The following is a 13,136-nucleotide window of genomic DNA, read 5'->3' as shown; positions in this document are numbered from 1 at the left end:
TCGCGCGCGTGACCGCGCGCCTGAGCAGGGCCATCGCCGCGGCTCGGCTCAGCTCGAACACCGGCCACCGGAGCCGCGGCCGAATGGGACACTGTCCAGGTGAACGCGGATCGATCTTCAGCACCCGGAGCCGGTTCCCAGGTCGGCGCGGTGCGACGCCGGGCCGTGGTGGACGCACTACGGCGCGGCGCCGTCCCCGAGAGCGGCCTGGACCTACTCGCCACCGGCCTCGACCGTTTCGAGCGGGCCATCGACGAGGAACTGGACACGGTTGCCGCCGGCGGCTCGGTCTTCAAGGCAGTGCGCGGCGAGTACGGCTCCGGCAAGACCTTCTTCACCCGCTGGCTCGGCGAACGTGCCAAACGCCGCACCTTCGCCGTGGCCGAGGTGCAGGTGTCCGAAACCGAGACCCCGCTGCACAAGCTGGAGACCGTCTACCGACGCCTCACCGAGCGCCTCACCACGTCGAGTTTTCCGCCTAGCGCGCTGCGCCCGGTCATCGACGCCTGGTTCTACGCCCTGGAGGAGGACGCGCTCGCCGACGGTGTAGCCGAGAGCGAACTTCCCCAGGCCGTGGACCGACTGCTCACCGCCCGCCTGGCCGAAGTCTCCCGGCACGCCCCGGCCTTCGCCACCGCCCTGCGCGGCTACCAGCAGTCCCTGGACGCCGGTGACGAGGCCAGCGCCGCCGCGGTGCTGTCCTGGCTCGGCGGCCAGCCGCACGTCGCCGCGTCCGCCAGGCGCAGCGCCGGCGTCCGAGGCGACCTCGACCACTTCGGCGCCTTCGGCTTCCTGCAGGGCCTGCTCACCGTCCTCAGAGACGCCGGACACGCCGGTCTCGTCCTCGTCCTCGACGAGGTAGAGACCTTGCAGCGAGTCCGCTCCGACGCCCGCGACAAGGCCCTCAACGCGCTGCGGCAGCTCATCGACGAGGTCCACTCCGGCCGCTTCCCCGGCCTGTACCTCATCATCACCGGCACCCCCGCCTTCTACGACGGCCAGCAGGGCGTGCAACGGCTCGCGCCGCTCGCCCAACGCCTGGCCACCGACTTCACCACCGACCCTCGCTTCGACAACCCCCGAGCCGTACAGATCCGGTTGCCGGGATTCACCGAGCAGTCCCTGACCGGCCTTGGCGCCACGATCCGCGACCTGTACGCCGAAGGCTCCCAGGCGCCCGACCGGATCAAGCAGTTCGCCGACGACGCCTACCTCGCCGACCTGGCACGAGCCGTGGGCGGCGCGCTCGGCGGCAAGGTCGGAGTCGCCCCACGCCTGTACCTGAAGAAACTGGTCGGCGATGTCCTGGACCGCATCGACCAGTTCGACGACTTCGATCCGCGAACGCACTACCAGCTGATGGTGGGCAGCGGTGACCTCACCCCCACCGAGCGGAACTTCGCAGCACCGGCACCAGCCGCCTCCGCAGACGATCTCGACCTGGAGATCTGAGGAGCCGGCGCTCCGCTCGGAACCTTGCAAGCGGACTGCCGGACCTCACCTCCGTAGCCCCAAACTCCGAAGACCAGCACAGGAGTCACCAGCGTGCAGGAGCAGCCCCGCGGCACCGATCCACTGGACCGCCTCGACCCGGTGGTCCTGCACCACATCGTCAACACACTTGGCTGGCCCGACCTGCGTCCCTTGCAAAAGGCCGCCGTACGCCCGCTGATGGAAGGCGAGGACGCGATCCTCCTCGCGCCGACCGCGGGCGGAAAGACCGAAGCCGCCACCTTCCCGATGCTCTCCACGATGCGCGAGAAGCACTGGACCGGCACCTCTGTGCTCTACCTCGCCCCCCTCAAGGCCCTCCTGAACAACCTGCTGCACCGCGTAGACAGCTACGCCCAGTGGCTGGGACGCCGAGCCGCCCTGTGGCACGGCGACACCCCCGAATCCGTACGCCGCCGCATCCGCACCGAATCCCCCGACTTCCTGCTCACCACGCCGGAGTCGCTGGAAGCGATCCTGATCAGCGTCAAGACCGACCACACTCACATGCTCGGCAGCGTCCGGACCGTCATCGTCGACGAAGTACACGCCTTCGCCGGGGACGACCGCGGATGGCACCTGCTCGCCGTCCTCGAACGTCTGGAGCGACTCGCCGGCCACCGCATCCAGCGCATCGGCCTCTCAGCCACCGTCGGAAACCCCGATGCCCTCCTCACCTGGCTCCAGGGCGCAACCCCTGCCAAGCGGCAAGGCCGCGTCGTCGCGCCGGGAGTCACGCTGCCCGCCACCCCTGACGCCCCGAGCACCACCAAGCTCTCTCGCCCCGCAGGGGAAGTGGAGCTCGATTACGTGGGCTCGCTCGCCAACGCGGCCAAGGTGATCTCCGCCCTGCACCAAGGCGAGAAACGGCTCGTCTTCTGCGACTCCCGCAAGCAGGTGGAAGAACTGGGCGCGGCCCTACGGGCCCGCGACGTCACCGTCTTCCTCTCCCACGCCTCACTCTCCACCGACGAACGCGCCCGCTCCGAGCAGGCGTTCGCCGAAGCAAGAGACTGCGTCATCGTCTCCACCTCCACCCTGGAACTCGGCATCGACGTCGGCGACCTCGACCGTGTTATCCAGATCGACGCACCAGGGAGCGTGGCGTCCTTCCTCCAGCGCATCGGTCGCACCGGGCGACGCGCAGGAACCTCCCGCAACTGCCTGTTCCTCGCCACCCGCCCCGACACACTGCTTCAAGCAGCCGGCCTACTGTCCCTGTGGGCCCGCGGCTGGGTGGAACCCGTCACCCCGCCGCCCTCACCGCGCCACCTCGTCGCCCAGCAGCTCCTCGCCGTCACCCTGCAAGAACATCGCATCGGTGATCGGCTGTGGCCCGAGCAATGGAACGGCCTCGCTCCCTTCGACCGCTCCGCCGCCCCGCTCCTGTCACACCTGCTTTCCGAGGGCTTCCTCGATAGTGACGGCGGCATGCTCTTCATCGGGCCCGAAGCCGAAAAGCACTTCGGCCGACGCCACTTCATGGAACTGACGGCTTCGTTCACTGCACCCCCCGAATTCACTGTCCTCGCCGGACGCACCGAGATCGGTACTACCGACCCCTCCGTCCTCACCGAGGAACGTCAAGGTCCACGCCGCCTCCTCCTGGCGGGCCGCAGCTGGCAAGTCACCTTCATCGACTGGGCACGGCGACGCGCTTTCGTCGAACCCGTCGAGGACGGCGGCGTCGCCAAATGGCAAGGCAGCGAGGCTCGCGGCCTGTCATACGCCCTGACCCGTGCCATGCGCGACGTCCTGCTCGGCACGGACCCCGACGTCAAACTCACCCGCCGTGCCACGACCACCCTCGCCGAACTCCGCACGGACCGCGCGCCCCACGAAGTCCACCCGGCCGGCACCCTGCTGGTCCGCGACGCCGACGCGACCCGCTGGTGGACCTGGGCCGGCTACCGCGCCAACGCCACCCTCGCGTCGTCCCTGGGCAACCTCGCTGACCCGGTACAACGCCCCACCGACACCCACGTCCGGCTCCGCCAAGATCTTTCCGCCGCGAACTGGAAGGCCGCCCGCGCCGAACTCGCCGATTCCCTCACGCTGCCCACAGTCGACCCTCGCGCCGTACGCGGCCTGAAGTTCTCGGCGGCTCTGCCGCCGAGAATCGCCACATCGACTCTCGCCGAGCGTCTCGCCGACTTCGACAGCGCTCTGGCTGTGGCCCGCGAGCCCGTTCGCATCGAATGGCCTGCCTGACCAGGGCAGTTTGAGTGGGCAGGACCGCACGGGGCGCCCTAGCGTTCACTACGCCACGTTGGCAGCGTCCACCGCGCCCCCAGGTGGCAGCAGCCGGGCTTACACGAAAAACAAGGCTCTGGCTCACATCCGGTGGTAACGCATCGTGCCAATGGTGACTGACGGCAAGGCACGCAGGCCGGAGGGGCATACAGGAGATTGTCAGACTGGCTCCTCGCCCGCGGATGCATCGACAGCGCCCGCCCGCGAGCTGCACATTCAGGGTCCGAACGAACGCGACGCACGGTTACCACCGGATGTGAGCCAGAGCCGAACGATTTACAGTCCCAGGGTCGGCTCTTCGTCGTGAGATTGTGTCGGGCAGTATGGGGCTGACTCCGATCAACCGCTGCCTCGCGAGCTGAAAGCCGTTGACTCGGCCTTGCTGTTCAGGCTGGAGGAGCGTATGACCTCGGCCTGAGCCAGCGGTTGGACCCGGTGTGGGTGCGGGCGAATGCGGCGCCTGTGGCACCCACTACTTGTGGCCGGCCTTATGGCACATCCTGTCCCACCGCCCGGACGTTCCAACTCAGCTGCGGTGCGAGCTGCTGTTCACTCTGCGTGCGGGAGGCCGGGTGATGAGCCTGTTGGACGTGCTTCCGGACGACTTCACCCCGCTGCCGAGAGTGAACTCACGCGAAGAAGGCATGCAGGTCAGCCAGCTCTTCGACCATGCTCCTTCGGTCAGGGAATGGCTACTGCGGGAGAACGAGGGACCGTGCCTGTGACAGGCGTCGCCAGCAGATGAGTGCGCACCCCAGGGCGAGGAACGCTTCGTGGATGTCGTCGCGGATCTCCCAGCGGATCCGTAGTCGGCGGAACCAGTGCAGGTGAGCGAAGGCGCACTCGACAACCCAGCGTTGGGTTACGAGTCCGGAGCCGTGTTCGGTGCCGCGTCGCGCGATCAGTGGCCTCACGCCGAGGGCGCGGACGAGATGGCGGTGCTTTTCGTGGTCGTAGCCGCGGTCACCGAGCACGATGTCGGGGCGGCACCGCGGTCGGCCTCGCTTGCCCCGCACCGGCGGCACTGCCTGGAGCAGTGGAATGAGCTGAGTGACGTCGTTGCGGTTGCCGCCGGTCAGGGTAACGGCGAGTGGGATGCCGGTGGCATCGGTGATCAAGTGGTGCTTGCTGCCCGTCCTGCCCCTGTCGTCAGGACTTCGTCCCGTCTTGGGACCCTCGTCTCACGGCGACCCGCCCCCGGGGCCGCCGGGAGCACCGGGTGCCGTCCCACCGACCGGGGGAGCAGACGTGGGTGGGGGTGGCACAGCACGGCGCGGGCGCGGGACGCGTGGGAGGAGGCGGCGTGCCCGGCCCCGGGGGCGAAGGTGCGACTCCACCGCGGTCATGTAACGCTCGCGGACATCCGCTAGCGCCCGCAGGTCGACGACCGACGTCGGGATCACCATCGCCGCGTCGTCCGCCGCTGGGCGCGAGAGCCATGCATCCTTCATGCTCCGCCCAGCCACCGACCGCGTACGGGTGACGAGTTCGTCATACGCGGCACCCACCTCCGGGGCCTCGAAGCGGACCCACGCCTCGTGCCAGGTCATTCTCGCCTGGATCTCCCGTAGCTGCTCCGACAGACGGACCCGCTCCTCGGCGGCGGCGTCCGCGCGGCGGCGCCGCACGGCATACGCCATCTCCGCATACTGGATGCTCACCTCGTATGCGCTCGCCAACAGTTCCTGCTTCCGCTCCCGCAGCTGGGCCCGGCGGCTGATCCGCGCTTGGACGCCAAGGATGAGGCCGGTCACGAGTGCGGCGAGAACGGCAGCGTAGGGGCCGAATGCCTTGATCGCGTCAGCCAATGATCCGATCCTGTTCGTCGAGGCCCGGCGAACCGTAACCGTGGGGTGCCTCGAAGCCCGGCCAAATGCTGGTGGCGTGATAGGCGGCCTCCCAGCGCAAATGGCGAACGATGATCGCGACGAGGAGCCGCCCGCCGTCACCGGGCGACCAGCGGCGCGAGGGCGCGTCCTTCGGGTACCAGAGACACAAGGAACCGTCGGGGTTTCGGTGGGCGGGGCAGCCGGGACCGCGTGCATGGACGCGGGGGACTGCCGGATCGCCGCGGGCAAAGACGATGCGGAGACTGTGTGAGGGCAGGATCCGCACGTGCGGGTAGACCTGGACGGTGAATCCGGACGCGAAGTCGGCGGGCCTGTCCACCTCGCGCACATCGAGCCCCGTCGAGCGCATCTCGGTAAGCAGCTCGGCGCGGGCCATGGGACGGGCGAACCAAGGACGGCGCGCGGGCAACCGGTTACCGGTCACGGGCCGTGCCCTCCCGCCACGAGCGCGTCTTAGGGAGGAGCAGGCTCGCGCCCGCGAGACCGAGGCTGGCGGTGGTGCTCAGAGAAGTAGAGGCGGTGGAGAAGTCGCGCTTGCGTTCACGCATGGTCTTGGGGAAGAGGTGCTCAAGGACCTCTTCCACCGTTTTGATGTCGTCGGGGTCGGCGTTTGCCTTCCTGAGCATTTCGGCGGCGACCCGCAGCCGCCGCTCGGCGTCCGCGTCGGGGATCAGCGGTTTGAGGTCGGGCGAGACGGAGCGCGGATCCTTGGTCGGCTCGCCGCGCTGGAGGCGCAGGGTGGCCTCATGTAGCACTGTGTGGACCGCGTCGACGAGGCCCATTCCTTGCTCGACGAACTCGTAAGCCCACAGAGAGAGTTGGTGCGAGGAGAAGCCTGGCTTTGTAGCCTGAGCATTCCACGCCTTGAGAATGCGGATAGTGCGGCGCCGAGTACGCCGCAGGGCGTTGGTGCCGGACGTCAGCAGCTCCACGTGGCCCTGGGGGTCGCTGGGACTCCAGGCATTCTTGGAGCCGAGGGCTCGCTCCAGGTCAGGGATCCACAGCCCGCGCCCCTCACGGCGGCGCAGCGCCACGATGAGATCGACCGTGACATCCGTGTCGTTGACCGGAGCGCCGAAGTGAATTTTGAGACCTCGCCGGGACTTGCACACCCGCGCCTTGGGGTAGGACGGGGTGCGCTCCGGGTCGCGGAGCCTCTGACCGATGAACGCGACGAGTTCGTCCGTGACGGCGTGCGGCGCCTCCCATTCGCCGTCTGGACCGAGCGCCGGGTGCCGGGCACGGTCCAGGATGATCCCGCCGTCCCCGTCGCTGACCGCTCCCGCGTGCGGCTGAATGTGGGTGCCAACGGGAATCGAACCCGAGCTGTACGACGTGCGGCCCTCGGGGTGCTGCTCGGCCAACTTACGTGCCAGGGCGAGGCGTTCACGCGTCGCCGTGAGGACATCGGGATCTACGTTAATCAGGGTGAGCAGGCTGTCGAACTGCTTGTGCAGATGTGCCATGACCGTTCCTTGCGGGTGAAGAGGAGTGAGGCGCGTGAACAGACGGCCGGCACGGGTGTGTGCCGTGCCCTAAGTCTGGCGCACACCACTGACAACGCCCCTGCACCGAGCGAGGGTCATAGCCCAGCGCGGCCCGGTCGATGAAACGGTCACCGAGATCACGGACCGGTACCGCCCGACGGCCTCACGACTCCCCGGAGTCACCTGATTCTTCCTGGCCTTGGACCAGGATCCGGCCTCCGACAAAAACCACACCCAGAGCGAGCGCGGAACCGACACCGATCATGGTCTTCTTCAGCAGACCACCCACGTGGCGCTTGTGCTCGGTGTCCTTCTGAGCTGAGACGCAAGTCTTGCCGTTTCCTGTAGGAGTTCGAGGAGGTGCTTCCTCTGCTCCCCGGTCAGGTCGTCCCTGCGGAGTTCCCGCTCGAAGATCTGCCGATTCTCCCGGAGGGCCTGGTAGACCTGATCCAGGCTGTGACTGCCGTCCGCAAGCGTGGCCTCGTGGGCCTTCTCGATCGCGCCGAAGGCGTCCCTGGCAAACTTCCTGAACTCGGGGAACTGTTCGGCGATCTTCATGGCCACTTCGGTGTCCATGTCAGGCATCATGGCAGCGAACCTGACCGCCTTCTCCTTGGAGAGGTGCCTCCATGTGTCGATCCCGAGCGCGTGCATGATCTCGGCCTCGTTCTTGTACTTCATACCGCGGAGCCTCCGTCGCTCTCCTTCACGGCGCATTCTTCCGCGCTGGAGGCTCGGTAGTCGATCCCCTTGAAGTACACCTTGATGTTCAGGTTCTGCAGCTCCCGGGCCGAGTGAAGCAGGGAGATCTGGGAGACGGTGAAGAGAGAGTCGGGAGTGGGATCCGCCAGCCTTGAGGGCGATGACGAAGACGACTCGTGCAGCTCGAACGCCTCTTCGAGGGAAGGACTCGCGCTGCTTCCGTACGGCCGCGACGAAGGCCCGGTTCGTGTTGGCCTCGGCGTACAGACCGTCGGCCGACACCCGACCCAGCGCAAACAGTTGACCGGGGTGTGCACACTCTGGCCGTCCATCACGACTGCGGACATGCCCTCGCCCCGACCTTCAACTCGCGGCCCTGCCGGCGCAGCAGTTCATAATGGTCTGGCCGGGTGCCGTCGTCGCGCCGCAACCCCAAGCAGTAGTACACAGCGACGTGCGACGGCAAGCCGTGCAGTAGATAGTGCCACTAGTAGATGACCCGAGCCGGGTTCAGGATCACGCTGAAGACCTCCCGCATCTCGTGGCGACCTCATAGCCGCTGACCGGGCGATGCCGCCACCGTACGTCCCGGCAAGCGAACCCAACCGACCAACTGACGTGCGCGCTACCTCTCGGGCAGGATCGGGGCCACCCACGCACAGCCTTCAGCCCACTCTGCAACCCAGGTCACGGCACCTCGAAATTCACCTGACGCACCATCAGAACGAGCGTCAAATGAGCGTCAAGACACCTCAGAGAGCGTCATTTGAGCGTCAAAATATCGCCCGTAACGCCCATAGTGCACATCATGCACATCGACTGAAGCCCCAGGTCAGCGACCCTTTTCGGCAGGCTCAAGGATCGCGACGCACTCCACGTGATGCGTCATCGGGAACAAGTCCATGGGGAGCACGGGATCCTGCCCGCCCCTCGGTCCCACGCTTGAACTCCATGACCATCGGCGCCCCGTTATCGTCCAGGCCCAGCGAGTCGATCCAGCCCGCCGTGCACCGGGCCGGTGCCGTACTCGCTTGCCAGGAACCGAACCCCGAGCAGCTCCTGCATGTTGCTCTCGACAAGGCTCTGCACATCGGCCTCGGTATCAGCCAGCCGCAGCACGACCTCCGTCATGCCGCCCTTCGTCATCCGGAACAATTTCAGGCCGGACACCTTCCCTCCTCGATTCGAAGATCGAGAACTTCGGAGAGGGGCGGGATTGTTTCCGTGGCGGCGCCAAGAGGAGTGCGGGTCAGGTGAAGGGTTGAGGGCGGGCCGTCGGGGCCCGCCGGTATCCCGCTGCCGCTTCTGGCGCCAACTTCCAGCCATCACACGACAGCTCGCAACTGCTCGTCCAAGACCATCGCCGCCTTGGTGATGCTCCCGGGCATGAGGTGCCTGTACGTGCGGTAGGTGACCTGGATCGACGTGTGCCCCATCCATTCCGCCACGTCTGTGATGGGGATGCCGTTGCCCAGCGCGTTGGACGCAAAGAAGTGCCTGAAGCTGTACATTCCGACGCCTTCCGCCGGCGGGAGGGCCGTGAACAGCTTCAACACCCGGTATCGCTCGTTCGGTTCGCTGAAGGGCCCCTTCGGCCCCCTCAAGAGGTACCCGTCCTCCGTTGTCCCGTGTTCTTTCGCGAATCGTTCGATGGTGTTTTTGACCGTGCGCGGCAGGGGCACCTCTCGGAACTCACCTTCCTTGCGGTGCTTGAGCTTCGCCAGCTGGTGCGTGCTGGAGTGCACCTGCTCGGTCACCCGGTACACGTCGTCCGCGACGATGTTGTTCACGTTCACCGCACGTGCCTCGCCGTTGCGGAGTCCGCAGCCGACCATCAGGACTATCTCCAGCGCCAGCTTGTAGTCGGCCACCTGGATCGCTCTGGCGATGTACTCGGCGTCAGGGATGGCTACCCGCTGTGGGGCGTACTCGGGTTTCTGCACTCCGCGAAGAGGGTTGTCAGCAGTGGCCCCCTTCTCGAACGCATCCCGGAGGAGAGCCGACAGGGCCCGGTAGACGTTCAACTGGTGTCCACGGCCCACCCCCTCCGCCTCCAAGTGATCGAGGAAGTCCTCCACCACGGTCGGTGTCACCGAATTCAGCTTCCGCGATCCGATCACCGGGTTGATCTGTGCCCTGAAGTGGCTAGCCAGGGTTTTCGCGGTCGAGTATTCGGTTATCTTGCGCTGCCGAGGCAACCACGTCTGGGCGTACTCCTCTATCGTCTGCTGCCCCAGTTCGCGTCGTGCCTCCGCCACCGAGGGAGACGTCTTCTTCCGGTCGGCGTACAGCTCCGTCAGCCTTTCGACTGCCGCGTCCTGGGTCCGATACCCGGTTTCCTCTCGCTGTTTTCCCCGAGCGTCGCGAAACCGGATGGTGTAAGCGTGCGGGCAACGGCTGGGCTTGGAGCAGTCACAGGGCTTGAAGAAGGAGCCCATACCGCGGGCAAGCTGACGGGCCAAGGAACGACACCTTCCGGAGGACGAGTGGACCAGCGAACCTGGTCGTGCTGACGCGCCTCGCGGTCAGCAAGGCGGGGCCTCCCGCTCGCCGCTTGCTGGCTACTTGCTGACCTAGGCTCAGCAATCATGCATATGACCTGCGCTAATGTCCATCCTTCAGATCTTCGGCAACAACATCGAGGACCGCATGGGCCACGTGCGGTACCTGCTGTTCTACCTGGTCTGCGGGTACGCGGCCGCATACGGGTTCGCGCTCATGAACTCCCACTCGGCCACGCCCCTGATCGGCGCCTCGGGAGCCATCGCCGGCGTCCTCGGCGCCTACCTGCTGCTCTACCCGAGGGCACGGGTCTGGATCCTCGTCCCCTTCCTCCTCTTCCTGCCGCTGCGGCTGCCGGCCTGGGTGGTGCTGGGCTCCTGGTTCGTGCTCCAGGCGTTCTACTCCTCCGGCCAGGCCGTCGCCGAGGCGGGCAGCGTGGCGTACCTGGCCCACGTGGTCGGCTTCATCGTGGGCATGCTGCTCGCCTGGCCCCTCAAACCGGGCACGCCCCCACCACCCGAACCGCCCCGCATCCTCTACGGCCGGCAGACACGGCGGGCCTGGTAGGGCCCCCGGCCAGGAGCCAGGTAGCGCAAGGAGAAGTCGCCCCCGACGGTGCAGAGGAGTGACGCGGAAGAGGTACCGCCACAGGCGACTCTCCTCGACCAGCGGCCCGGGCGGCCACGGCGTCGGGACTCCTCACGATTGGTCGGCACGGCACCTTGCCGCGCAAGGTGGGAGGACCACATCGTGAAGGCCGACGCCGAAATCCTCGGCACGTGCGCCGGTCCCAACGCCAGCGGGCTTCTTGTTCCCTTCACGCTGCGTGACGGGGACCGGGCAGGCCGGCGGCCGAACCCGCTCCGTCGCCCGCGCGGGCTACTGCCCCGTGAGGCTGCGATCGCAGTTGTGCTCGGCCCGCCATGAACCGTCGTGAAGCAGTTCGGCGTACGCCCACGAAGTCTGAACAGCCATGCACTCGTCCGCCGTTCGCCAGCAAGGGGCCGTCCGAGTGAAAACCTCCGGCCGAGGTGAGCATGTCGAAAGTGTCCGTTAGATTCCTTGATGGCTCGACGATGATTCAGGCGACGGCGCCAGGCGCCATCGGTCACGCGCTCGGGAATGCGTGACCGCATTCGGAAGAGATGACCTTCGGCGCCACGAGGACAGCCGCTGACCTCGCCGGCGGCCTTTGACGAACGCGGCGACCAGTCCCTGCCTCCATCTCCCACGCCACATGGCACAGCCCTCACAGCACAGTCCCCACGAGCCAAGCGTCGGTGGCAGTTTGCAACGCGCGCTATCGGCCGGCGACGTGACCACAAGGAGTGAACGTGGGTATGAAATCCAGCTTGGCCCGCGCGTTCGTGGCGGCGGCTGTCTACGCGTCAATCGCCGCTTGCACGACGCCCGGGACGCAGGAATCTGTGAGGTCGAACGCCAGCCCCTCAGCGCAGGGCACGCCGATCCAAGCTCCGGCGCTGCCCGGAGCGCAACAGATCTCGGGGAACGACCGGGTATACACAGCCGACCAGTCCTCCAACACGGTGAGTGTCATCAATCCGGCGACGAACACCGTGCTGGGCACCATCGCTCTGGGCAAGCCGCGGTTGGAACCCGGCGCGGACGTGCTGGGGGCCATGTACGACGGGGAGATCGACGTGCACGGCCTGGGCTTCTCCCGGGACGGAAAGTGGCTCGACGTGATCGACGTGACCACCAACGCCGTCCATGTCATTGACACCGCAACCAACCAGGTAGTGCGCACCATGTACGTCGGCCGGGCGCCGCACGAAGGATTCTTCTCTCCGGACGGCACGCGACTGTGGGTGGCAGTACGCGGCCAGGACTACATCTCGGTGCTCGACTGGCGGGCCGGCAAGGAGGTCGACCGGATCCGCACCGAGGACGGGCCGTCGAAGGTGGTCTTCAGCCCCGACGGCAAACTCGCCTACGTCAACCACCTGCGCGCCTCGAGGGTGGACATGATCGATGTGGCCTCCCGCCGGATCATCAAACGCCTGCCGATCCCCGAACAGGCGGGTGGGTCCTCCGACATGGCCATCTCTCCCGACGGCCGGGACATCTGGCTCGGCATGCCCACCAACGGCCGGACCACCGCTGTGGTCAACGCACGCACCTTCCGTGTGGAGGCGGTGCTGAACACCGGACCGCGCACCAACCACCCCAACTTCGTCACGGTCGACGGCGTCGACTACGCCTACCAGACCGTGGGCGGACTGAACGAGACCTTGGTGTACCGCCGATCGAAAACCGGCGCGCCGCCCACGCTGGTGAGGACCATCCACAACAACGGCCACGGTCCCCACGGCATCTGGCCCAGCCCCGACAACACCAGGATCTACGTCGCCCTGCAGAACTCCGACGCGGTCGACGTCATCGACACGCACACGAACTCGGTGATCAAGACCCTCCCCATCGGCCAGTCGCCCATGGCGCTGGTGTACGTGGCGCGCGGCACTCCGGCCACCAGCACCAACAACCTGGGCCGGCAAGGCCTGGGCATGCGCATGCAAAACCTCTCCCTGAGCGTCACCGGTAGCTCCGGCCAGGGCACGGCCTTGATCCGGGCACTCCCAGGGATCAACGAAGTCACCATCGGAGCCACCGGGTTGCCACCCAACCAGCAGTTCACCGCCTACGCCAGCGACGGCACCCGCACGACAGCGCTGATGTCCATGGTGAGCAACCAGTTCGGCAACATCGACGAAGGCCTGTCCTATGCGTACTTCTTCGCCAACCACTACACCTCCGTCATCCTCAAGCCCGGAACTCCACCCGGCGAGCACGAGCCAGGCCCGGCGATGCCCCAGGCATGACAGCGCAACGA

General features: G+C 67.0%; 8 protein-coding genes and 3 pseudogenes. 4 read left to right on the top strand and 7 right to left on the bottom strand.

The features are described from left to right. The first annotated feature begins 99 nt into the window (after positions 1 to 99). On the top strand, positions 100 to 1,452 hold the full coding sequence (gene brxD / locus ACTYVM_RS21035) for a BREX system ATP-binding protein BrxD (RefSeq protein WP_445527396.1): 1,353 nt from the start codon (positions 100 to 102) through the stop codon (positions 1,450 to 1,452). 93 nt (positions 1,453 to 1,545) lie between these two features. Next, complete coding sequence (locus ACTYVM_RS21030) at positions 1,546 to 3,702, top strand: DEAD/DEAH box helicase (RefSeq protein WP_445527395.1); 2,157 nt, start codon at positions 1,546 to 1,548, stop codon at positions 3,700 to 3,702. A gap of 734 nt (positions 3,703 to 4,436) precedes the next feature. On the opposite strand, the pseudogene ACTYVM_RS21025 reads toward ACTYVM_RS21030, so the two are convergent. The 7 genes and pseudogenes from ACTYVM_RS21025 to ACTYVM_RS20995 form a co-directional block, all read right to left on the bottom strand. Further along, a pseudogene (locus ACTYVM_RS21025) lies at positions 4,437 to 4,919 on the bottom strand (IS5 family transposase); the annotation flags it as partial. 6 nt (positions 4,920 to 4,925) lie between these two features. Continuing rightward, complete coding sequence (locus ACTYVM_RS21020; RefSeq protein WP_445527394.1) at positions 4,926 to 5,552, bottom strand: hypothetical protein; 627 nt, start codon at positions 5,550 to 5,552, stop codon at positions 4,926 to 4,928. Continuing rightward, positions 5,545 to 5,970, bottom strand: coding sequence for a hypothetical protein (locus ACTYVM_RS21015; protein ID WP_445527393.1), 426 nt, complete (start codon positions 5,968 to 5,970; stop codon positions 5,545 to 5,547). Before ACTYVM_RS21015 ends, ACTYVM_RS21020 begins: the two co-directional genes overlap by 8 nt. Before the next feature lie 37 nt (positions 5,971 to 6,007). After that, the gene (locus tag ACTYVM_RS21010) at positions 6,008 to 7,060 is read right to left on the bottom strand and encodes a hypothetical protein (protein WP_445527392.1); all 1,053 of its coding nucleotides are present in this window, start codon (positions 7,058 to 7,060) and stop codon (positions 6,008 to 6,010) included. A 294-nt stretch (positions 7,061 to 7,354) separates the two neighbouring features. Then, the gene (locus ACTYVM_RS21005; RefSeq protein WP_445527391.1) at positions 7,355 to 7,762 is read right to left on the bottom strand and encodes a hypothetical protein; all 408 of its coding nucleotides are present in this window, start codon (positions 7,760 to 7,762) and stop codon (positions 7,355 to 7,357) included. Between the two features lie 950 nt (positions 7,763 to 8,712). Continuing rightward, a pseudogene (locus ACTYVM_RS21000) lies at positions 8,713 to 8,953 on the bottom strand (DUF5655 domain-containing protein); the annotation flags it as partial. A 155-nt stretch (positions 8,954 to 9,108) separates the two neighbouring features. Next, the gene (locus ACTYVM_RS20995) at positions 9,109 to 10,245 is read right to left on the bottom strand and encodes a tyrosine-type recombinase/integrase (protein ID WP_445527390.1); all 1,137 of its coding nucleotides are present in this window, start codon (positions 10,243 to 10,245) and stop codon (positions 9,109 to 9,111) included. Between the two features lie 145 nt (positions 10,246 to 10,390). Here ACTYVM_RS20995 and ACTYVM_RS20990 point away from each other — a divergent pair. Together ACTYVM_RS20990 and ACTYVM_RS20985 are read left to right on the top strand one after the other, a co-directional pair. Continuing rightward, positions 10,391 to 10,852: pseudogene (locus tag ACTYVM_RS20990) on the top strand (rhomboid family intramembrane serine protease); the annotation flags it as partial. Between the two features lie 785 nt (positions 10,853 to 11,637). Beyond that, the gene (locus ACTYVM_RS20985) at positions 11,638 to 13,125 is read left to right on the top strand and encodes a beta-propeller fold lactonase family protein (protein ID WP_445527389.1); all 1,488 of its coding nucleotides are present in this window, start codon (positions 11,638 to 11,640) and stop codon (positions 13,123 to 13,125) included. Positions 13,126 to 13,136: the final 11 nt, after the last annotated feature.

The sequence above is a fragment of the Streptomyces cyslabdanicus genome (assembly GCF_052663305.1).
The sequence above is the reverse complement of the archived record's forward strand: the minus strand, read 5'-3'. Positions and strand labels throughout refer to the sequence as shown.

What these genes read in the sequence shown, in the direction of transcription:
- ACTYVM_RS21015 (WP_445527393.1), bottom strand. Translation starts at nt 5,970, where the DNA reads ATGGCCCGCGCCGAGCTGCTTACCGAGATGCGCTCGACGGGGCTCGAT.
- ACTYVM_RS21010 (WP_445527392.1), bottom strand. Translation starts at nt 7,060, where the DNA reads ATGGCACATCTGCACAAGCAGTTCGACAGCCTGCTCACCCTGATTAAC.
- ACTYVM_RS21005 (WP_445527391.1), bottom strand. Translation starts at nt 7,762, where the DNA reads ATGAAGTACAAGAACGAGGCCGAGATCATGCACGCGCTCGGGATCGAC.